General features: G+C 63.0%; 14 protein-coding genes. 12 read left to right on the forward strand and 2 right to left on the reverse strand.

Annotation, left to right across the window (positions count from 1 at the left end; translation table 11 throughout):
• Nucleotides 1–274: 274 nt before the first annotated feature.
• The 10 genes from nirB (at nucleotide 275) to ACOVQ0_RS05525 (ending at nucleotide 17,311) form a co-directional block, all read left to right on the forward strand.
• On the forward strand, nucleotides 275–2,755 hold the full coding sequence (nirB, locus tag ACOVQ0_RS05480) for a nitrite reductase large subunit NirB (RefSeq protein WP_421881244.1): 2,481 nt from the start codon (nucleotides 275–277) through the stop codon (nucleotides 2,753–2,755).
• Nucleotides 2,752–3,093 carry a nitrite reductase small subunit NirD gene (gene nirD, locus ACOVQ0_RS05485; protein ID WP_421881174.1) on the forward strand — a complete coding sequence of 114 codons (342 nt, stop codon included), beginning with the start codon at nucleotides 2,752–2,754 and terminating at the stop codon, nucleotides 3,091–3,093. The genes nirB and nirD overlap by 4 nt, the downstream gene beginning before the upstream one ends.
• Complete coding sequence (locus tag ACOVQ0_RS05490; RefSeq protein ID WP_421881178.1) at nucleotides 3,090–5,624, forward strand: molybdopterin-dependent oxidoreductase; 2,535 nt, start codon at nucleotides 3,090–3,092, stop codon at nucleotides 5,622–5,624. Before nirD ends, ACOVQ0_RS05490 begins: the two co-directional genes overlap by 4 nt.
• On the forward strand, nucleotides 5,621–6,406 hold the full coding sequence (gene cobA / locus ACOVQ0_RS05495) for a uroporphyrinogen-III C-methyltransferase (RefSeq protein WP_421881181.1): 786 nt from the start codon (nucleotides 5,621–5,623) through the stop codon (nucleotides 6,404–6,406). The genes ACOVQ0_RS05490 and cobA overlap by 4 nt, the downstream gene beginning before the upstream one ends.
• Nucleotides 6,407–6,704: 298 nt before the next feature.
• Nucleotides 6,705–7,652 (forward strand): hypothetical protein, encoded by a 948-nt coding sequence (locus ACOVQ0_RS05500; protein WP_421881184.1) that lies wholly within the window; start codon nucleotides 6,705–6,707, stop codon nucleotides 7,650–7,652.
• A gap of 35 nt (nucleotides 7,653–7,687) precedes the next feature.
• Nucleotides 7,688–8,167, forward strand: coding sequence for a hypothetical protein (locus ACOVQ0_RS05505; protein ID WP_421881187.1), 480 nt, complete (start codon nucleotides 7,688–7,690; stop codon nucleotides 8,165–8,167).
• A gap of 71 nt (nucleotides 8,168–8,238) precedes the next feature.
• Complete coding sequence (locus ACOVQ0_RS05510; RefSeq protein ID WP_421881190.1) at nucleotides 8,239–9,300, forward strand: hypothetical protein; 1,062 nt, start codon at nucleotides 8,239–8,241, stop codon at nucleotides 9,298–9,300.
• Between the two features lie 47 nt (nucleotides 9,301–9,347).
• On the forward strand, nucleotides 9,348–14,384 hold the full coding sequence (locus ACOVQ0_RS05515; protein WP_421881193.1) for an isopeptide-forming domain-containing fimbrial protein: 5,037 nt from the start codon (nucleotides 9,348–9,350) through the stop codon (nucleotides 14,382–14,384).
• The gene (locus ACOVQ0_RS05520) at nucleotides 14,381–15,547 is read left to right on the forward strand and encodes a hypothetical protein (RefSeq protein ID WP_421881195.1); all 1,167 of its coding nucleotides are present in this window, start codon (nucleotides 14,381–14,383) and stop codon (nucleotides 15,545–15,547) included. Before ACOVQ0_RS05515 ends, ACOVQ0_RS05520 begins: the two co-directional genes overlap by 4 nt.
• 171 nt (nucleotides 15,548–15,718) lie before the next feature.
• Entirely contained in the window at nucleotides 15,719–17,311 is a 1,593-nt protein-coding gene (locus ACOVQ0_RS05525) for a hypothetical protein (RefSeq protein ID WP_421881198.1), read from the forward strand.
• Here the strand turns inward: ACOVQ0_RS05525 and ACOVQ0_RS05530 are convergent.
• Nucleotides 17,304–17,909: a rhodanese-like domain-containing protein gene (locus tag ACOVQ0_RS05530; protein WP_421881201.1), complete on the reverse strand. Its 606-nt coding sequence runs from the start codon at nucleotides 17,907–17,909 to the stop codon at nucleotides 17,304–17,306. The genes ACOVQ0_RS05525 and ACOVQ0_RS05530 overlap by 8 nt on opposite strands.
• Before the next feature lie 125 nt (nucleotides 17,910–18,034).
• On the opposite strand from ACOVQ0_RS05530, the gene ACOVQ0_RS05535 reads away from it, so the two are divergent.
• Both ACOVQ0_RS05535 and ACOVQ0_RS05540 read left to right on the forward strand, forming a co-directional pair.
• On the forward strand, nucleotides 18,035–18,808 hold the full coding sequence (locus ACOVQ0_RS05535; protein WP_421881203.1) for a quinoprotein dehydrogenase-associated SoxYZ-like carrier: 774 nt from the start codon (nucleotides 18,035–18,037) through the stop codon (nucleotides 18,806–18,808).
• Nucleotides 18,805–19,758 carry a quinoprotein relay system zinc metallohydrolase 1 gene (locus ACOVQ0_RS05540; RefSeq protein WP_421881206.1) on the forward strand — a complete coding sequence of 318 codons (954 nt, stop codon included), beginning with the start codon at nucleotides 18,805–18,807 and terminating at the stop codon, nucleotides 19,756–19,758. The genes ACOVQ0_RS05535 and ACOVQ0_RS05540 overlap by 4 nt, the downstream gene beginning before the upstream one ends.
• A gap of 4 nt (nucleotides 19,759–19,762) precedes the next feature.
• On the opposite strand, the gene ACOVQ0_RS05545 is transcribed toward ACOVQ0_RS05540, so the two are convergent.
• Nucleotides 19,763–22,024, reverse strand: a complete 2,262-nt coding sequence (locus ACOVQ0_RS05545) for a TonB-dependent receptor (protein ID WP_421881210.1) — start codon at nucleotides 22,022–22,024, stop codon at nucleotides 19,763–19,765.

Raw genomic sequence — 22,024 nt, forward strand, 5'->3', positions numbered from 1 at the left:
CATGGACATATTTCCCCCGCTCATCCTGAGCCTGTCGAAGGATGAGCGTGCTGCACTGCAAAATAATGCTTGCAGTGCAGCGCCCGAATCGGTTAGCCATATGAACGAAGGCCGATGTGCCGCCCAAGGTCGGGCGATCCAGCGCAAAGCCTGAACTATCAACATCGCGTGGCAATGTCGCCGCCCAGACCTCCCTATCGGGATGCGTTCGGGCGGCTTTTTCGTGTTGCGCGTCTGGCCAAGGAATACGTGAGTGAACGCGCCTTCGACCCTGATGGAAAAGGACCGCACCGCGCCTGTGAAGGAGCGGCTGGTGGTGATCGGCAACGGTATGGCCGGGTGTCGCGCGGTAGAGGAAATCCTCGCCCGTGATGCCGCCCGGTTCGATGTGACGATCTTCGGCGCGGAACCGCGCGTGAACTACAACCGCATCATGCTTTCGCCGGTGTTGGCAGGCGAGAAAGCGTTCGAAGACATCGTGATCAACGGCGACGACTGGTACGCCGATAACGCGATCACGCTGGTTTCGGGCGATCCGGTGGTTTCGATCGACCGCGCCACGCAGACCGTGGTCGCACAATCTGGCCGGGTGGAACCATACGACCGGCTGCTGATCGCAACCGGTTCGGACCCCTTCATCATCCCTGTTCCGGGCAAGGATCTGGCGGGCGTGGTGACGTTCCGCGATCTGGACGACGTGGATAAAATGCTGGCCGCAGCCGAAAAGGGTGGGTCAGCCGTGGTGATCGGCGGTGGCCTGCTCGGGTTGGAGGCAGCGCATGGCCTCTCGCTGCGTGGCATGAAGGTCACCGTCGTTCACCTTATGCCGACGCTGATGGAGCGCCAGCTGGATGAAGCCGCCGGATACCTGCTGAAGACCGAACTGGAACGGCGCGGCCAGACCATCGTGACCGGCGGCGATACAGCCGAGATCGTCGGCAAGGATGGACACGTTTCCGCTGTCCGCCTGAAGGACGGGCGCACTTTCGACGCGGATATCGTGGTGATGGCTGTGGGCATCCGCCCCGGCACCACGCTGGCAAAATCCGCAGGGCTGGAAGTCGAACGCGGCATCGTGGTGGATGACCACATGGTGACGAGCGATCCCGCGATCATGGCGGTGGGCGAATGCGTGCAGCACCGTGGGCTTTGCTATGGCCTTGTTGCGCCGCTGTGGGACATGTGCCGTTCGCTGGCCGATGCGGCCTGCAATGCGCCTTCGGGATATGAAGGTTCGGTCACATCGACCAAGCTCAAGGTTTCGGGCATCGACCTGTTTTCCGCAGGCGATTTTTCGGGCGGTGACGGCGCCGAAGACATTGTGATGCGCGATGCGGCGCGCGGGATCTACAAGCGGGTTGTCGTGAAGGACAACAAGCTGGTCGGCGCCGTGCTCTATGGCGATACGGCGGACGGGAACTGGTACTTCGACCTGCTGAAGAAGGGCGAAGACGTTTCGGATATCCGCGAAGCGCTGATCTTCGGGCAGGCTTTCGCTTCCGGGGGTGCCCTGCTGGACCCTAATGCCGCCGTTGCAGCCCTTTCGGACGACGCAGAAATCTGCGGCTGCAACGGCGTTTCCAAGGGCAAGGTCGTTGAAACGATCAAAGCGGGCGCGTGCAGCCTCGATGCGGTGCGCAGCACCTGCAAGGCTTCGGCATCCTGCGGAAGCTGCACCGGGCTGGTCGAAAGCCTGCTGGCGCTGACACTGGGCGGCGAAGTGCAGTCCGGGCCGAAGACGATGTGCAAGTGCACCAGCTTCAGCCACGACGATGTGCGCCGCCTGATCATCGAAAAGAACCTCAGGGCGATCCCGCAACTCATGCAGGAACTGCACTGGACGACGCCGGACGGCTGTTCTTCGTGCCGCCCCGCGCTCAACTACTACCTGCTCTGCGCGTGGCCGGGCGAGTATGAAGACGACCAGAAGAGCCGCTTCGTGAACGAGAGGCTTCACGCCAATATCCAGAAGGACGGCACCTATTCGGTAGTGCCGCGCATGTGGGGCGGCCTTACCAACCCCAGGGAACTGCGCGCCATCGCAGACGTGGTGGAGAAATACGAAGCGCCGATGGTCAAGGTGACGGGCGGGCAGCGACTGGACATCTTCGGCATCAGGAAGGAAGACCTGCCCGCCGTTTGGGCCGATCTGAACGCTGCGGGCATGGTTTCGGGCCATGCCTATGGCAAATCGCTACGCACGGTGAAGACCTGTGTTGGCAGCGAATGGTGCCGGTTCGGAACGCAGGATTCCACCGGGTTGGGCGTAAAGCTGGAACGGATGACCTGGGGTTCGTGGATGCCCCACAAGTTCAAGATCGCGGTCAGCGGTTGCCCGCGCAACTGTGCGGAAGCCACGATCAAGGACTTTGGCGTGGTCTGCGTGGACAGCGGTTATGAACTGCATGTCGGCGGCAATGGCGGCATCAAGGTGCGTGCCACCGACCTGCTGTGCAAGGTGGCGACCGAAGCGGAAGCAATGGATGTCTGCGCCGCCTTCATCCAGCTTTACCGCGAACAGGCGCACTATCTGGAACGCACCGCGCCGTGGATCGAGCGCGTGGGTCTCGACCATGTGAAGGCCGGGCTGTTCGACGATGCGGACAGCGTAAAGCGGCTCGCCGCACGGTTCCGCTATTCGCAGACCTTCATGCAGGACGATCCCTGGGCCGAGCGTGTGGCCGGCAAGGATGCCGATCTGCACCAGCATCTTGCCGAAGTGCGTCCCCTTTCGTTCACGGAGTTTGCAGCATGATCGGCGATTGGCTCGACATCGGTCCGGTGGACCAGATCACCCCCGGCACCGCCCGCACCCTTCCCGTGGTGGGCGCGGACGAAATCGCGGTGTTCCGCACGCAGAAGAACGAGTTCTATGCGCTGGTGAACAAGTGCCCGCACAAGCAGGGGCCGCTCTCGCAGGGGATCGTCCACGACAATGTGGTGACCTGCCCCCTGCACAACTGGAACATTTCGTTGAAGACCGGGCAGGCGCTGGGCGACGACGAAGGCTGCGTGCCGACCGTGCCGATGAAGGTGGATGCGGGGCGGATGTATCTGCTGCGCTCTGCCGTGGTGGGGAAGCGGGCAGCTTGAAGCAGGTCCGCACCACTTGCGCCTACTGCGGCGTCGGCTGCGGCATCCGCGCCGAAGTTACGGGGGAACGCTCGGTCATCATCCAGGGTGATGCTGAGCACCCCGCGAACTTCGGCAGGCTGTGTTCAAAAGGCACGCATCTGGGCGAGACGGTTTCGCTCGATGGCCGCCTGCTGCATCCGATGATCGGTGAGCGCCGGGCGGGATGGGACGAGGCGCTGGATGCGGTGGCAGGGAAGATGCGCGATTGCATCGCCGCGCACGGGCCAGACAGCGTGGCGCTTTACGTTTCGGGCCAGTTGCTGACCGAGGATTACTATGCCGCCAACAAGCTGATGAAAGGCTTTGTCGGCAGCGCCAATATCGACACCAACAGCCGCCTGTGCATGGCGAGCGCGGTGGCGGCACACAATCGCGCCTTTGCCGAAGACGTGGTGCCGGTCACCTATGAAGACCTTGATGATGCCGATCTGATCCTGCTGGTGGGATCGAACACCGCTTGGTGCCATCCGGTGATCTGGCAGCGGATCGAGGCGGCGCGCGAGGCGCGGGGCACGAAGATCGTGGTGATCGATCCCCGCCGGACCGAAACGGCGGAACAGGCGGACTTGTTCGTGCCGGTGGCGCCGGATGGCGATGTGGCGCTGTTTAACGCTTTGCTGGCCGAGATGAGTCACCGAGGGTTGGTGAGTGAACATGCCCTCCCCCAGCCCCTCCCGCAGGCGGGAGGGGAGTATGGCGGCGTTTCGGCTGAGACGTTTGCTGCGCTGGCTGATCTGGTTGCTGCGCATCCGCGCATGGTGACGGTGTTTTCGATGGGAGCGAACCAGTCCGTCGCGGGGACGGACAAGGGCAACGCCATCATCAACCTGCATCTGGCCACGGGCCGCATCAATGCGCCCGGCATGGGACCGTTTTCGATGACCGGGCAGCCCAACGCGATGGGCGGGCGTGAAGTGGGCGGCCTTGCCAACATGCTGGCATGTCATCTTGGTTTTTCGGACGAGGAACGGGCCGATGCCGCAGCATTCTGGCAGGCTCCGCGCATGTGCAGCGGTCCGGGGCTGAAGGCGGTGGACCTGTTCCGCGCGGTGCATGATGGGCGCGTGAAGTTCCTGTGGGTGATGGCGACCAACCCTGCCGTATCCATGCCGGACGCAGGCTTTGTGCGCGAGGCTCTGGCGCGTTGTGAGACGGTGGTCGTCTCGGACGTGATTTCCGATACCGATACCGCGAAGTTCGCGCATATCCGTCTGCCCGCGCTGGCATGGGGCGAAAAGGACGGAACGGTCACCAATTCGGAACGTCGCGTCAGCCGCCAGCGTGCTCTGTTTGCCGCGCCGGGTGAAAGCCGGGCAGACTGGGCGATCGTGGCGCAAGTGGCGCAGCGCATGGGCTTTGCCGGGTTCGACTGGACCAATGCGGCAGCGGTATTCCGCGAATATGCCGCCATGACGTCGCTTGCCGTGAAGCACGGCAAGGTGCTGGACCTGACGGACAAGGCCGGGATTTCTGACGCGGCCTATGAAGCGATGGAGCCATTCCTGTGGGGCGGGCGGCATCCGATGGCGGGACGTGCGATGAAGGTGGTGCCCGTTGAGGCGCGGGGACGTGAGGCCGATCCCGCCTTCCCGCTGCGGCTCAACACCGGGCGCTATCGCGACCAGTGGCACACGATGACGCGCACGGGCCTTTCACCCACGCTGGCGCAGCATCGTCGCGAACCTTTGCTGGAAGTGCATCCCGATGATGCGGCGGCGGCGGGCGTGGTGGATGGCGCGTTGGCGCGGGTCATTTCGGCCAACGGGACGTCGGTGTTCCGCGCGAACGTGACCGACGGGCAAGGCCGGGGGCAAGTTTTCGTGCCGATGCACTGGACCGATGCGATGGCGAGCGGCGGGCGCGGCAACCTGTTGCCTGACCAGTCGGCCGATCCGGTATCGGGGCAGCCCGGCTTCAAGAACAACGCCTGCCGCATTGAGCCGGTGGCGAGCGACTGGCGCGCCTTTCTGGTGCGGCGGGATACCTCGGCACCGCAGGGCCTCGTCTGGTGGAGCCGTTCCGCCATCACGGGGGGGTGGATTTATGAGCTGGCAGGCGATGGGGCAGTGGATGCAGATGCGCTACTACCTGCAGGCCAGCGTGTTGAGGCGGTGGACATGGCGCGCGGAATGCGCCGTCTGGCCGTGTTGGGCGATGATGGTGCGCTGAAGGCCGCGCTCTATGTCACGCGCAGCGGACAATTGCCTTCGCGGGAATGGATTTCGGGCCAGCTTGGCGCAGCAGGGGCGGCTTTGCCCGAACTGCTGGCGGCACGGCCAAGCGCACCTGCGCCCGACCGGGGACCAGTGGTCTGCGTGTGCCACGGCATCGGCGCGCTGGAAATCATGACCGTTGCCGAACAGGGTGCTGGAACCGTGGCCGAAGTCGGCAAGGCCTGCGGTGCGGGAACGAATTGCGGATCGTGCCGCCCGGCCATCGCCCGGATGCTGCGCGAATGGAACGAGACACTGGTGGAGGCAGCGGAATGAGCGACTTTCCGAATGGCGCGGTCTGGCTGGTCGGTGCAGGTCCGGGCGATCCCGAACTGCTTACGCGCAAGGCCGAACGGCTGATCGGCATGGCCAGCGTGGTGTTCCATGATGCGCTGGTCGGGCCGGGTGTGCTGGACCTTGCCGCACCGGGCGCGCGACTGGTGCATGTGGGCAAGCGATCCGGGCGGCATTCGAAGGATCAAGGCACGATCGACAAGCTGATCGTGGAAGCAGCGCTTGCCGACGAGCGAGTGCTGCGACTGAAAGGCGGCGACCCGGCGATCTTCGGCCGCGCGACCGAAGAACTTGAGGCCTGCCACGCTGCGGGCGTTCCGGTGCGCATCTGCCCCGGTGTGACGGCGGCAAGCGCGGCAGCGGCCAGCCTTGGGCAATCGCTGACGTTGCGAGGGCTGGCCCGCAAGCTGACGTTCGTGACCGCCCATGCCCGCGCGGGTGAGGAACTTTCGCTCGACTGGGCCACGCTGGCCGATCCTGAAGCGACGCTGGCGATCTATATGGGCAAAGCGGCGGCGGGAGAGGTATCGCGCAATCTGATCGCCGCAGGGCTTGCCCCGGATACGCCGGTGGCGCTGGTGGAATCAGCGAGCCTGGCGTGCGAGCGCCGGTTCCATTCGCGCCTCGATCTGCTGCCGCTGGCGGCGCAGACCGCACTGGGCGATGGGCCTGCACTGCTGCTGATCGGCAAGGCGATGGGAACGGCAAAGCCAAGCGTGCGGCAGAATGTGTCTACCGCTGCTGCTGTGGGGCAGATCGGCTAAGTCACACTCCGCCAAACGGAGAATCCGAATCACTCCAAATCGGTCGATTGGGCGTTTTCAGCGCTCTGGCGGCAAAATAAATCGCTCGATCTGAAAATTTTTTTGCAACTTGCCGGATCGGTGCTTGTTTATGCAAACGTTTGTTCGGCATGAACTTTTTCTCACCCCGAGCAACACTTTGACAACTTTGGTTAAGGCATAATATCCTTAGGATATACGGGGTTTTCCTAAGGATTTTAGCCTTTGGTAACCACGCAGATTTACTGCGATCTGCATGACAAACCATTGCACAAAATTCATGATCGCCTCAGTCGCAGCATCCGCCGCGCTGGGAGCATCGCAAGCCCAGGCTGCCGGGGTCACTGCCGGTACGCTGATCCAGAACACAGCCTCGGCCAGCTATGGCAGCGGTAGTTCTACCACCACGGTCAATTCGAACACCGTGTCGATCCGCGTGGACGAACTGCTGGATGTTGCCGTCAGTTCGCTCAATGCAGCGGCGGTTCCGCTGGCCAGCACCGCAGTGCTGACCTACCGGATCGACAATACCGGCAACGGATCGGAAGCGTTCTCGATCAACGTATCGCCCACGGTCAGCGGCAACGGCTTTGACGCCACGGTCCAGACCATCGCGATCGACAGCAATGACAATGGCACTTACGAGCCGGGCGTTGATACCGTAATCGCCAATGGCGGTTCCACCCCTGCCCTCGCCGCAGACGGCAGCACGCGCGTGTTCGTGGTGGTGGCACAGCCTTCGGGCACGGCGGACGGCGCAGCGAGCCAGGTTCGCGTGACGGCGCAGGCGCTGACGGGTGCGGGCACGCCGGGCACCAGCTTTGCCGGACAAGGCCAAGGCGGCGGCGATGCCGTGGTGGGCGCGACAACCGCCAACGCCAATGCACTGGGTTCGCTGATCGCCAGCTCGGCCAGTGTGGCGCTGGTAAAGTCCTATGTCGTCGTCGATCCGTTCGGCGGGGCCAAGCCGGTTCCGGGCGCTGTGGTGACCTTCACCATCGCGGCCACGGCCAGCGGCAGCGGCACGGTGAACGACCTTCACGTCATCGACGCGATCCCGACCGGCACGACTTATGTCGCCAACTCGGTAACGCTTGAAGGCGCTTCACAGACCGACGCCACCGATGGCGATGCGGCAACGGCGTCCTCCACCGGCATCGACGTAACCATTGGAACGCTGGCTGGCGGTGCGAGCCGGTCGGTTACGTTCAAGACCACCATCAACTGATCAAAGCGCAGCAACGCACAAACCGGGACAAGACCATGACCAGGATTATCTCCACGTTTCTCGCGCTCGCACTGACAAGCGCTTTGGCAACCTCGCCCGTGATGGCGCAACAAGCTCCCAGCGTCGTCCTTGAAGGCGATGTGAAGCTGGAGAAGACCGTCGAGACGAGCGGCGTCAAGAAGACCGTGCTGGAAGACCCTAAAGTGGTTGTTCCCGGTGACAAGCTGCTGTTCTCCACGCGCTATGCCAACAAAGGCAGCCAGTCGGTCGACAACTTCGTTGTGACCAATCCGGTGCCGCAAGCGGTGCGCGTGGCCGATGACAGTGTTAACGCGCTGCAGGTGTCGGTAGACGGCGGCAAGGCCTATGGCCTGCTGACCGGGCTGACCGTCAAGGACGCTGCAGGCGCAGTGCGCGCCGCCCGTGCGGAAGACATCACCCATATTCGCTGGACCGTGCCCGCGATCGCTCCGGGGGGAAGCGGCACGGTCGAGTATCACGCCATCGTTCGCTGAAAAGCCCACGAAAAACCGCCCATCCTGCTGGCGGAGTCCGAAGCAGGTAAACTGAGACAGGGATCGTTACCATGACATGCACCAGCAAGATGCTGGCCGCAACCAGTGCGCTTGCGCTGTTTGCGTTCGGCGCAACCACTGCACACGCCGCAGGAACCACTGCGGGCAACACCATCACCAACACCGCCACGATCAATTATCAGGTGGGCGGCATTTCCCAGAATGCTGAAACCGCCAGCGATACGCTGACGGTTGACCGCAAGATCAACCTGACCGTCGCCGAAGTCGGCAGCGCGACCACGGTGGTTACGCCCGGTTCGGTTTCGCAGGTCACGACGTTCACCGTGACCAACAATTCGAACGCCCCGCTCGACTTCGCGCTCGAAGCGTTGCAGCAGACCGGCGGCACGGCGGCGCATGGCGGCACCGATACTTTCACAGCAAGCAACGTCCGCATCTATGTCGATACCAACAACAGCGGTTCGTATGAATCCGCCTCGGATACGCTCGTCACATTCCTTGACGAAATTGCCGCCGATGCAACCCGCCGTGTGTTCGTGGTGAGCGACGTTCCGCTGGGTCTTGCCAACGGTTCTGTCGCAGGCGTTGCGCTGCGTGCGACGGGTCGCGAAGCGGGCACCGCAGCAACGCAGGGTGCCGCGCTTACCCAGACGACCGGCGGCAACACCGCTGGTATGGACACCGTGTTTGCAGACACCACCGCAGGCACTGACGATGCAGCGCGCGATGCCGCCCATTCGGCGCGCGATGACTATACCGTCGCCACCGCCGCACTGACGGTTGCCAAGACGAGCCGCATCGTTTCGGACCCTGTGAACAACACCACCAATCCGAAGATGATCCCCGGCGCGGTGGTGGAATACTGCATCGCGGTGACCAATGCCGCAGGTGCCAGCTCCGCATCGACCATCGCTGTGAACGACCCCCTGCCCGCGACGGTTACCTATGAACCGACGTTCGGCGTGAAGGTTGATGGCACGGTGTCTGGCGGCGTGTGCCAGGCAGATGGTGCCACGGCCGGTAGCCAGGCCTCTGGCACGGTGACGGGCACGATCGCAAGCCTTCCGGCGGGATCGACCAAAACCGTCCTGTTCCGCGCGACGATCAACTGACGAGCAAGCCGGTCTCGCCCGCGTGGCGAGGCCGGCAGGCCCCGAACATGACATTCTCCAAGGTTCTTCTCATTAAACTCTGGTTCTCTGCCTTGCTGACTGCGATGCTGCTGAGCATCCCTTGTGCCACGTCGGCGCAGGAGATGATCACCAACACCGCAACCGCCAACTGGACCGATCATGGCCAGACGGTGAGCGCCACGTCGAACACCGTTTCGTTTCCGGTGGAAACGGCGGTCGCCACGATGCAGACCCTGCGCTATCTCCCCGATGGATCCGGCACGATTGCGCTGGCACTGCCTTCGTGCGGCCAGCGCAGCATGGCGCTATCGGGATCGCGCACATCGATCACGCTCAACGGTTCGCTGCTGCCTTCGGACAGCTTCCGCATTGGCGAACTGCTCTATGTGCGGATTTCGGCGCCCAGCGCGAACCGCTCTGCCAATGCGATTGACCAGTTGCAGATCAAGGCGACCACATCGTCGGGCGACGAGGAGCTGATGACGATCGCCGAAACCGGCGTGAACACTGGCGAGTTCCTTGCAGCCATCGCCACCACGGCCATTCCGCCCGCCCCGACGCAGCGCAACTGCCAGTTGAGCGTGCACAGCGGCGATTCCATCACGGTCGAGATTGCCGACAGCCGGTTCCAGCTTGCTGCAACGCCCGTCAGCAGCGTGCAGGTTCTCGCCGACCCCTACGGCCTGGTATTTGACAGCAGCGATGGTGCGCCGATTGACGGCGTGACAATCACCCTGATCGACGATGCGACCGGGCAGCCCGCACAAGTCTTTGCCGACGACGGCATTACGGGCTGGCCATCGACCGTCGTTACCGGGCAAAGCGTGACCGATGCTTCGGGCACGGTCTATCCGATGCCTGCAGGCGAATACCGCTTTCCGCTGGCCGCACTTGGCAGTTATCGCCTGCGCGTGGTGCCGCCGACCGGCTTTGTCGTGCCTTCGACGGTTCCCGTCGCAAACCTGGGCACCTTGCGCCGCCCCGAAGGCAACCTTGTTGAACTGAGCGACGCCTCGTTCGGCGGGGTGGTGACGCTGACGTCGCCCAACCCCGTTCGTGTCGACATTCCGGTCGATTCACCCAGCGTCCCGCTTGGCGTGACCAAGGCAGCATCGCGTGAAGTGATCAATCCCGGCGATCCGGTGATCTTCACCGTGCTGGCGAACAATCCCAACACCAAGCGTGCCCTGTTCAACGTGACAGTGAAAGACACGCCTTCGCGCTGGCTGCGCTTTGTGCCGAAATCGGTCCGCATCGATGGGCAGAGCGCCGACGCCGCTGTCAGCTTTACCGACGATGGCCGCCAGATGACCATCACGCTGGGCCGCATCGCTGCCGGTCAGACCGTGAAGATTACTTATGCCATGACGGCACGCCCCGATGCTCCGGCAGGGGAAGCGAGCAACCTTGTACAACTGGCCGATGAACGCGGGCAGACCACTACGGCACAAGCCCGCGTGAAGATCGAGGATGAAGTTCTGGCAAGCCGGATGACGCTGATCGGGCGCGTTTCCGCAGGCGATTGCAACGTGCGCGAGGGCCGCAGCGGCATTCCCGGCGTGCGCGTGATGCTGGAAGACGGCAGCTTTGCGATTACCGATGCCGATGGCCGCTATCACTTCGAAGGCCTGGTGCCCGGAACCCACGTGGTTCAGGTGGCCGAACAGACCCTGCCCGAAGGGGGCCGCTTCATCGATTGCGCCGCGTCCACGCGCAGTGCTGGCAATGCCACATCGCGCTTCGTGACTGGCCAGGGCGGCACGCTTGCCGTGGCGGATTTCAGCGCGGTGCTGCGCGAACAGACGGATGCTGCACCCGCAGCAAAGTCGGCTGAGGCTGAAAAGGCAGCGACCGTGCAGGAAGCGGAACTGGAAGATCGCAAATCGGCAGGCGCGGAAATCGACTGGCTGGCGATGGGCGATGGCCCTGCAGATTTCCTTTTCCCCGCAGCGGACCATAACCCGCGTTCGCCCGCAATCCGCGTTGCCATCCGCCATCGCAAGGGCGAGACGGTGGAACTGCGGGCCAATGGCAAACCGGTGGATTCCGTGGCGTTCGACGGGGCGAGCGTTTCGCCGCAGGGCTTTGCGGTAAGCGTGTGGCGTGGCGTTCCGCTGGAAGGCGGCCTGACCGTGCTGAGCGCCACTGTGCGCGCTACGGATGGAGGCGAAGTCGCCACGCTGAAGCGCGATGTCCACTTCGTTCAGGTGCCCGCCCGCGTCACGCTGGTACCTGAAAAATCGCGCCTGATCGCCGACGGTTCGACCCGCCCGGTGCTGGCGCTGCGTGTGACCGACCGCAATGGCCGTCCGGTCCATGCCGGGATCACCGGCGAGTTCACGCTCAATCAGCCTTATGAAAGCGCGCTGGCCATCGACGCCATGCAATCGCGCACGCTTTCCGGGCTGGATCGCGCTGCTCCCACCTTTGTGATCAAGGGTGACGATGGCATCGCCTATGTCGAACTGGCCCCCACGATGGTCAGCGGCCCCTTGCGCGCCGAGTTCCTGTTCAAGGACGAAACGATCACCCGGCGCCAGACGCTGGAAAGCTGGATCGCACCCGGTGACCAGAAATGGACGCTGGTCGGCCTTGCAGAAGCTGCGGGCGGAAAGTCTTCGGTTGCCAGGCAGATGCAGCGCGATGGCCAGTTCGACAGCGATCTGGGCGACAATGCGCGCGTGGCGTTCTATGCCAAGGGCCGCGTGCTGGGCAAATTCCTGCTGACGGCAAGCTATGACAGCGCCAAGCAGAAGGACCAGCAGCGTCTGCTCGGTGCGATCGATCCGAACGCCTACTATACGGTGTTTGCCGATGGCTCGAGCCGCCGGTTCGATTCCGCGAGCCGTGACAAGCTCTATGTCCGCCTTGAAGCGCGCGCGTTCTATGCGATCTACGGCGATTTCGTGACCGCCTTCGACCAGACCGTGCTGGCCCGCTACCAGCGCACGGTTACCGGTGCTGCTGCAGAGGGCGCGTTCGGGGCGGTTCATGTGCAGGGCTTTGCCGCGCGCACCGGCGATACCCATCGCCGCGACGAAATTCAGGGCGGCGGCATTTCCGGCCCCTATCGCCTGTCGAGCCGCCGGATCATCGCCAACAGCGAAATCGTGACGCTGCAGGTGCGTGACCGTTTCCGGTCAGAAGTGATCGTCGAAACGAAGACGCTGGAACGCTTCATCGATTATGACATCGATCTGCTGTCCGGCACGATCACATTCCGCGCCCCGGTGCTGAGCCGTGACGAGAACCTCAATCCTCGCTTCATCGTGGTGGATTACGAGATCGAGCAGGCAGCAGGCGGCGAAATCAACGCAGGCCTTCGCGCCGATGTGACGACGCTGGGCGGCACACTGCGCATCGGCGCAACCGCGATCACCGATACCGGCGCAAACAACGGCGCGCGTTCGGATCTGGCAGCAGTCGACGTGAAAGCAGCGCTGGGCACCGGCACCGAACTGCGTGCCGAACTGGGCCTGAGCCGTTTGGGCGGCGACTATGACAACGCCTGGATCGCCGAGATCGAGCATCACGACGGCGCGCTGGATGCCCTCGCCTATGTCCGTTCGGCAGGGCGCGGCTTTGGCCTTGGCCAGTTGAACAACGCAGAGCGTGGTCGCCGCAAGATTGGCATGGACGGTCGCTACAGGTTGAACGAAGCCTTCGCGGTAACCGCAAGCGCTTGGTTCGACGATAGCCTGACCGATGCCGCACAGCGCAAGGCCGCCGAAGTCAATGGCGTGTGGCGCAGCCGCGATACCGAAGCGCGGATCGGTATGGCGATGTTCGACGACCGTCTGGCCGACGGCAGCACTGCGCGGACCACCACCATCGAAGCCGGAGCGACCAAGCACTTCTTTGACAACCGGCTGGAAATCAACGGCGCGGCCAGTGTAGCTTTGGGTGCAGCAGAAAGCATTGATCTGCCTTCGCGCTATCGCGTGGGTGCGGCTTATGCCTTCACGCCTTCGATCAAGCTGATCGGCACCTATGAACGTGCGAGTGGCAAGGCCGTCTCCGCCGATACCGTGCAGGCAGGCTTTGAAGTCGGCCCCTGGGATGGCGCGCGCGTGGTCAGCAGCCTCGGCCAGCAGTCGCTCAGTGAATATGGCAAGCGCAGCTTTGCCGCATTCGGCCTGACGCAATCGCTGCCGGTCACACCGTCGCTGACCATCGACGCGACCGTCGATCATTCGACCACGCTGGCCGGGATCGAAACGAGCAAGCTGATCAACGTCGATCAGCCCGCGTCCAGCGGCGGCAACCTTGGTGATGCAGGGACGATTGCCGAAGACTTCACCGCCGTAACGTTTGGCGCAACCTGGCGGCGGGATCGCTGGAGCGTGACCGGGCGCGGTGAAATGCGCAACGGGCAGTTGACCGACCGCAAGGGCGTGGTGCTCGGCGCGATCCGCCAGCTTGGCGAAGGCAGCATGGCTGGCGCAGGGTTCACGATGACCCGCGCGGTGGACGAAAGCGGCCAGCGCAGCCGGATCTTCGACGCAGCCCTCTCTCTTGCCCATCGCCCGACAGACAGCACTCTCGCCCTGCTTTCGAAGCTGGAACTGCGCAGCGACGAGATCGAGGCGGGCAATGCCGCCGGATCGCGCACGGCGCTGCTCACTGGCACCGATGCCAAATCGACGCGGATGATGGCGAGCACCTCGCTCAACTGGTCACCGCGCAGCGACAACGCGCAGCGCAGCGAACTGGGGCTGTTCGGGGCTGTGCGGCATACTTTCGATGCCTTTGAAGGCTATGATCTTGCAGGAACGTCGCTGATCGGTGGCCTCGATGCACGCCTTGGGATCGGTGAATCGATCGAAATCGGTGCAGTTGCCACGGTGCGCCACGACCTTTCCAGCGATACGACGAGCTTCGCTTTTGGCCCGCAAATCGGCATCAGCCTCGTCAAGGACACCATGATCACCATCGGGTACAACATCAGCGGCTATCGCGACCCGGATTTCATCGCTGCGCGCCAGACTGCCGAGGGCATTTTCGTTGTCTTCCGCATGAAGTTCGACAGCGACAGTCTGGCGTTCCTCGGCCTGCGTCAATGATTGCCGCGCTTCGGCGGGCGGCGATGCCTGCACTTGTCCTGTGCGCCCCCGCCAGCGTTGCCGCCGCCACGTGCAGCGGTGCAAACGAGTATGCATTTTCGTTCTCGTCCCGGCCGACGACGCAACTCGCCTATGGTTCGAACTACACCTACACCGCATCGCGTACCGCTGGCGGCAGCGTGAACTTCACCGTCGGCCTTACCGCAGCCAACCTTTCAAGCACAACCGTGGGCGGCGAGACGATGCCGCGCATCACCACGCTGATGTCCGGCGGAACCACGATCCGGCACCTGACCTTTGGCGGCGTTTTCACAGGGCGCACAACATCGATCACCGGGACAAGCCGGATAATCACCGCGACCTTCACTTTTCCAAGTCCGGTCGTGTCATTTGCACTGACGGCTGATGATATCGACTATGGCGCAAACCAGTTTCGCGACTGGATTGCGATCACCGGGACGAACGGCGCCGCCATCTATACGCCCGCGATGACAACCCCTTGGGGCAACAACAATAGCGGCACCAGCACGGCGACTGGTTCTTCCATTGCATTCGGAACGCGAACCTCCGCGCCCGCCCTTGGATCTGCATCGCAGATCGCAGGTGTCAGCACTTCAGACATAGGCACATCGACCGGGCGCTTCACCGCGGAGTTCGCGCAGCCAGTCACGAGCGTAACTGTGCGGTACGGCAACTACCCCGGCGAATCCACGACCGGGCAGCAGGCGATGGGTATCAGCGGCATAAGCTTCTGCGAATTGCCCGAACTTGCCTTTGCCAAATCCTCTACACCGGCAACCGGTGCACTGGGAGCATTTGCCTTACCCGGCAATGACATGATCTACACGCTAACGGTCACGAACCCCAGCGGGACGAGCGTAGACGCCGGATCAATCATTCTGAACGACATTCTTCCAGCCGACGTCACCTTTCGCAACGTGGCCTATGATGGGACGACCACGCTACCGGTCAAGCTTGCGACCAGTGGCGGGCTGACGCTTGGCGCAAGTTCCCTCGCCTATCGCCAGAGCAGCGACACCGCATTCACCTACTCGCCTGCCACAGGATATGACCCGCAAGTGGCCGAACTGCGGATCACGCCGGGCGGCGAACTGGCACCCAATTCCAGCGCGGTATTCGTATTTCGCGCGCAGGTGAAATGAGCGCTGCGGTTTCATACCTAACCCGTTCTTAAGGGTTAATCATTAGCATCGGATGGGTCGGCATAACGGCCAAAGCGCAACAGGCGTTGGAGTGAACGGGTGAGTATCGGCAGGCAGCCCTTGCGCAGATTTCCGAAGCGATTGCGCAAAGTAGTGCTGGCGTTGTGCGGCATGGCGATAGCGTCGGGCACTGCCCATGCGCAATTCCGTTCGCTGGAGAACCCTTCCTTCGAAGCGAACGATCCTGCTGGAACCGGCGCACCCAATTACGAGATCATGCCCATCGCATCGGTCCCCGGTTGGGATACTTCCACCGGTGAAATCGAGCTGTGGGACAGCAATTTCAGCGGCGTCCCGTCCTATGACGGCAACGTGTTTGCCGAAATGAACGCCAATGTGAATGGCACGTTCTACCAGAACATCTGCCTTGTGGCAGGGGAGCCGATAGGCTGGACCTTTGCCCATCGCGCCCGCGCGGGGGGTGCAAACACGCAGACCGTGCGATTTCAGGTGGCAGGCAGCACGGGCACTGTGATCCAGACGCTGGCCACGCAGGCTTCGACCACTTCCAATCAGGTGTGGAACGTGAACACCGGCAGCGCGACCTATTCGGGCACGACCGGCCTTCAGCGCGTGCAGTTCACCACCACCGATCCCGGATCCTACGGCAATTTTCTCGATGCGATTCAACTGACCTTGCGTCCGTTCATCCAGCTTTCGATCGGAAGCAGTACCGCAAGCGAGGCCGTGCCATCATCAAGCATCGCCACGCTGCTGGTAACAGGACGGGCAACCAGCGCAATCAGCGTGACGATGACCATCACTGGCGGCACTGCCACGCGCGGAACCGATTATACCACACCAGGCGGCGGCGCGACGTTTACCGTCACGGTTCCTGCTGGCACCTATTACAACACCGCCATTCCGCTTGGCATCACGATTACCGACGATACAGCCATCGAAAGCAACGAGACGATCACATATTCGCTTTCCACTGGCACGGGATATACGCGCGGGAACACCACAACCTGCGGCGGAACGCTGCAATCGACCGGCACCTATACCATCATAGACAATGATGCGCGCGTGACACTGCGCAAACAGTGGGCCAACGCGACGGTGGGCGACGACGCGAGCGTTACGCTGTCGCGTGGAGCCACGGTAGTCGAAACCCTCACGTCCGAGGCCGCAACAGCGAACGAACTCGATACCGATGCAAGCCCCACGCCGGTCGTCATCGGGGAGACAGTGCTGCTGGACGAAATCATGCCAATGACCAACGCTGGCCGGTATAACAAGGCCATCTCCTGCACCGGCGCGGCAGATACAAATCTGGTTGACGGGTTGACCATCGGCGCGGGGGAAACCGCAATCGTGTGCACCTATACCAACACCCGAATACCACCGCTGCTGGTCAGCAAAACATCTTCGATCCTGTCCGATGGCATAAATGCGACCGGCCCGAAAGCCCTGCCCGGTGCGACGTTGCGATACTGCATTCTCATCACCAACCCGGGCACGTTGGCGGCCAGCGATGTCTATGCCACAGACGTTATGCCTGCTTCGCTGACTTATCAGGCAGGCACCGCGAAATCGGGCACCAGTTGTGCCGCAGCGACGACTGTCGAGGACGACAATGCGACCGGCACCGACGAAAGCGATCCGTTCGGCATTTCGCTTACCGGCTCAACTCTCACCGGATATGCCGCAAGCCTTGCCAGCGGTGCGAGCTTTGCGATGAGTTTCGACGCCCTGCTCAACTAGAGCCAGGAACCACGGTCGGCGCGGCTACGATCAATTCCCGGCCAGCGTGGTGCCAACCTTCGATCCCCTCAGCAAGCCAGTGGACGTTGCCGAAACCATCGCGTGCCAAACGCCGCGCAGCATTCCAGCCCATCCAGCAATCGGTCCGACAGAACAACACCACCGGGATGGCGGGCGACCGCTTTCGCGCCTGGGCCACCTTTGCGCGCAGAGCCAGCCAAAGCGCAACATCGGGATGCCCGAGCCCGGCCTCCGGGTGCCAGATTGCGCCGGGAATGGTCAAGTGTTCGGCAGCAAGCTGCCATTGCCCGGTAGCAGGATCGCGGATGCCACCTTCCGCTGGAAGCACGTCTATGAACAGGGCGTTCTCGCCGGGTTTGAGGCGCAGTGCATCGGGCAGTGCGAGGCGTGTGGCGGGCGTAGGCTGCCGGTCCACCGGGGCGCGATAGCGAGCGATGCGATACCCGGCCGAGTCAAAGGAAACGACTTCCGCAACAGAAGGTTGCGGCGCATCAGCATGACCGCTGGCATCCGTTGCGGCCGCGATGGCCGGAAGGGCAGCGCAGGCAAGCAAGAGTTTGATTTTCAGAACCTTCATCCAACCAGCCTCTTCCCGTTTCGCCAATCCTGTCTGCCAGCGGATTGGTCGATGGTTCAATATATCACCAGCGCAGCAGCAGATACATCCTCCGATGGGAGAATGTGCCAGATGGTGAAATCGCAATGAATCGGCTGCGCGGCACGATCGCCGCTTTCGCTTTCTGCGTGGGCCTGCAAGCCTCGGTCAGTTTGGCCGAAGTTCCCGCCGACCCGCTGGGTTCGCCCATGTGGGAACACCACGCAATCGGCCTTTTCGGTACAGCGCCTGTCATGTTCGATTCGCGCGTCGAAGTGCGTATCCCGCAGATCGCGGAAAACCAGCGGGTCTTCCCGGTGACCGTGGATGCACGGGCGTTGAAGGACGTGCGACGCATAGTGTTGCTGGCCGATCTCAATCCGATTCCCATCGCCGTGGATTACACCATCCACAGAGCCGCGCCGTTTCTTGCCACGCGGATCAAGCTGGACCAGCGCACACCGGTTCGCGCCGCCTTGCAAACGGCGGACGGTGCCTGGCATGTGGGTGGCACATGGGTCGATGCAGCAGGCGGCGGCTGCTCGGCTCCGCCGGTCAGCAGGGTCAAGGGCGATTGGGCCGATCATCTGGGCGAAGTGCGCGGGGCAGCGTGGCCCGATATCGAGAGCGACAAGGTGCGGCTGCGCATGACATTCCGCCACCCGATGGACACCGGGCTGGTCGAAAACGTGCCGCCCTACAATATCGAGCGGCTGACAGTGCGGGATGCTGCAGGCAACATTCTGGGAGAGATGGAGGTTTTCGGGTCCGTATCGGAAGACCCCGCATTCACCGTACTGGTCGAAGGCCCCACCAGGGAACTGAACTTTGTGGCGCGCGACACCGCGGGGCTGGAGTTCGCAGGCAAGGCAAAGCCGTGATCGTTGATCGCAGACGCCTTATCCGCGCAGGATTGGCCAGCCCCGCCCTGCTCATCCCGACGTTGGCGCTGGCCGAACAGTTTGCCGGTGTCTATCGCCCGCAGGCCGAGTTGATCGCCGATGGCGTATGGATCGTGCGCGGCGCGGATGAACCGATTGCCTTTGCCAACGGCGGCGCCATCGCAAACAGCGCGATCCTCGCGACCAACGATGGTCCGATGCTGTTCGATCCGGGCGTTTCGCGAGAACACGGGCTGGCACTGGGAGCCTTGGCGCTGAACTTGTGCGGCAAACCAGTGGCGCGCGTTTACATCAGCCATCTGCACCCTGACCATGCGCTGGGAGCCGCCGCATTCCCACCGCAGATCGTACACGCCCTGCCCGCAACGCGCGCCGAACTGGAGCGCGACGGCAATGGCTTTGCCGATGCCATGTACCGCATATTGGCAGACTGGATGAAAGGCACAGCGATTGCCCTCCCCCAAGGCGACCTTGCCGAAGGCGAGATCGTGATCGGTGGACGGCACATCCGGTTGATGGCTCTGGATGGACATTCGGGCGGCGACCTGGCCCTGCTCGATAAGGCGAGCGGCGTTCTGCTTGCAGGCGACCTTGTGTTTCACAACCGCGCGCCGACCACCCCGCACGCAGATCTGGCAAAATGGCGGCTGGCACTGGATCGCCTTGCCGCCACGCCGCATAGCGTATTGCTGCCCGGACACGGTCCGCTAGACCGTGATGGCAGTGCCATTCGGCAAACCCGCGATTGGCTGGACTGGCTGGAACCCGCCTTGCAGCAAGCCGTGATGCAGGGACTGGACATGACCGAAGCGGGCGAGATACCAATTCCGTCACGTTTTGAAAGCATGGCCGCCGCGCGCTACGAACTGCAACGCAGCGTCTCGCACCTCTATCCTGCGTTTGAGGCGGAGCTTCTGCCCCGCCTCTGATTTTTCAGAACTGCGCCCTGATCGAAACGGTCAGCCTGCGTGGCGCTCCCGGCGCATAGGCGCGCGGATCTTCTGCACCGGGGGCTTCGGTCAGTTCAATGTCATCCACTTCCGAAAACGTGCCGAACGTGGCGTAGCGCTTGTCGAACAGGTTGCGCACTTGCGCAACGAGGCGGATGCCCGGCGCGAGCTTCAGCGCGGCATCGAAATCGAACACCGCATAAGCAGGCGTGCGCGCATTGTCGTTGCCATCGTCCCCTGCAAGAAACTGACCGGACCGCGCCCGCATCGTCAGCCCTGCCGACCACCTTGGCGCTTCACGCCCAAGACGCAGATTGAGCGCGTGACGCGGCACCGATGGCAACTGATCACCGCGCTGCACGTCTACTTCACCGTCATCATCCGCCGCCGGGTTTGATGGGCTGGACATGGTGAAGTCCGTGCGGAAACGGGCATCGGTGAAGCCATAGACCGCCGTCGCCCGCCAGCCATCGCGTTGCCAGTCAAGCGACGCTTCGATGCCCTGCCGCCGGGTATGGCCAAGATTGGCGAAATAGGCCCGGCCGCGCACTTCAGAAGCGATCATGCGGATATCGTCGTCAGTATCGGTGCGCCAGGCGTTGAGCCGCCATGAAAGCGCCTGCCCTGCGCCGGAAATTCCGCCGTGCCAGTTGCGCGCCGTCACCTGCTTCAGCGGCGGGTCGGCGATAAAGAAATTGGCGAGCGTGCATGGCGCTTCGGGATCGGCGCAGCTCAGTTCGGCAGGCGTGGGGTTGCGGCTCGTCAACGAAAAGCCCGCGACCGCCTGAACACCTTCCCCAAGCGCATAGTCGAACTCAATGGAGGGGTTGAACCGGTTGAACCGGTGATCGCCATCCAGCGCCGTGCCAAGCTGATCGTCCATCCTCACGCGGTTGTGCGACCACCGAACGCCCGCCTCTACCGACAGATTGCGGACAAGCGGCAATTCGACGCTGGCGAGCACGGCAAGGTCGTCAACTTTGGAAATCACATCGACCGGCTGGATCGCGCCTTCTTCGGATTCCAGCAGCAGGCCAAGCGCTTCGACGGAACGGTCATCTTCCAGTTCGCCCAATTCGGTTGTGGCGCGGAAGCGGGTGCGGGCGTGCTCCCATGCACCGCCAATGGCTATGCGGCGCGGGCCGATATCGGTCTGTTGCTCGTCCAGCCATTGCAGCATTGCGCCAAAAGCACTGGTGCGTTCCTGCCCGCGATTGAACACGGCGGATTCGTCTGCATCAGGATCGGCAGCAACGAACTGTCCGCCCGAGAGCAACCGGTCCTCGAAGCCCTCGCCTTCCTCGCCCACGCAGAGCAGGCCGGGATCGGCATCGCAGGGACCGAAGTCGGCAAGATCGCCATTGGCGCTGCGGCGGTTCAGGTGTTGCCAGTGCGCGCGCAATTCGATGCGCCCTGTCTCTCCGGTGTCGATATAGGGGGCGGCGACGAGGCGCAGAAAACGGGTTCGCGTTTCATCGGGGCGCGTGAACACCGCATCGTATTTGGCATCAAGCAGTTCCACCGGGGATACGCCATTGCCTGTAAGATGTGTGGAAGCTCCCAGTGCGGAAAGCTCAACACCCCAGCCCTCCCCGTTGTGAATGCCCTTGGCAAAGCCGCGATAGAGCAGCGAGGGGCTGGCAACGCGCCACCCCGCATCGCGACGCGCCTCGAAAGCAAACAGCACATTGCGCTCCGCATCGCCCACGCCATAGCTTGCCGCGCCACCAACCATGCCTTCCGTATCGACATCGGCCTGCGCGCTCACCCCTCCAAGGCTGACGCCATCGCCGGTCTGCAACAGCAGCGTTCCTGCCAGCGCATTGCGCCCGAGCACCGGGTTGGCATCGTTGACCTGCGCATTGACCAGCACCGTTTCAGGCACCAGATCGAGCAGCACCACGTCACCGAAGGGCTGGTTGAACCGCACGCCATCCAGATAGACGGCAAGCCCCTGCTCCGCGCCTTGCAGTGCGCTGGCTGAAAAGCCGCGCCAACCAATCGTCGCCTGCCACGGGTTGCCGTTGCCTTCGCCCAACGTCAGGCCGGGAATTTCCCGCTCCAGCGCACGGCCAAGGTCCGAGCGGCCCGAAGCGTCGATGGCCTTGCGGTCAAGCCCGCGCGCTTCGTCCGTATCGATCGCGCCACCCGGAGCGCTCACGACGATCTGGCGTGTATCCTGGGCGTGCGCCGTCGCTGGCGCTGCCGTGGTCAGGAACAGCGCCACAAATCTTGTGGACTTCAT

The organism is Novosphingobium sp. (genome assembly GCF_049240505.1).
GTDB lineage: Bacteria > Pseudomonadota > Alphaproteobacteria > Sphingomonadales > Sphingomonadaceae > Novosphingobium.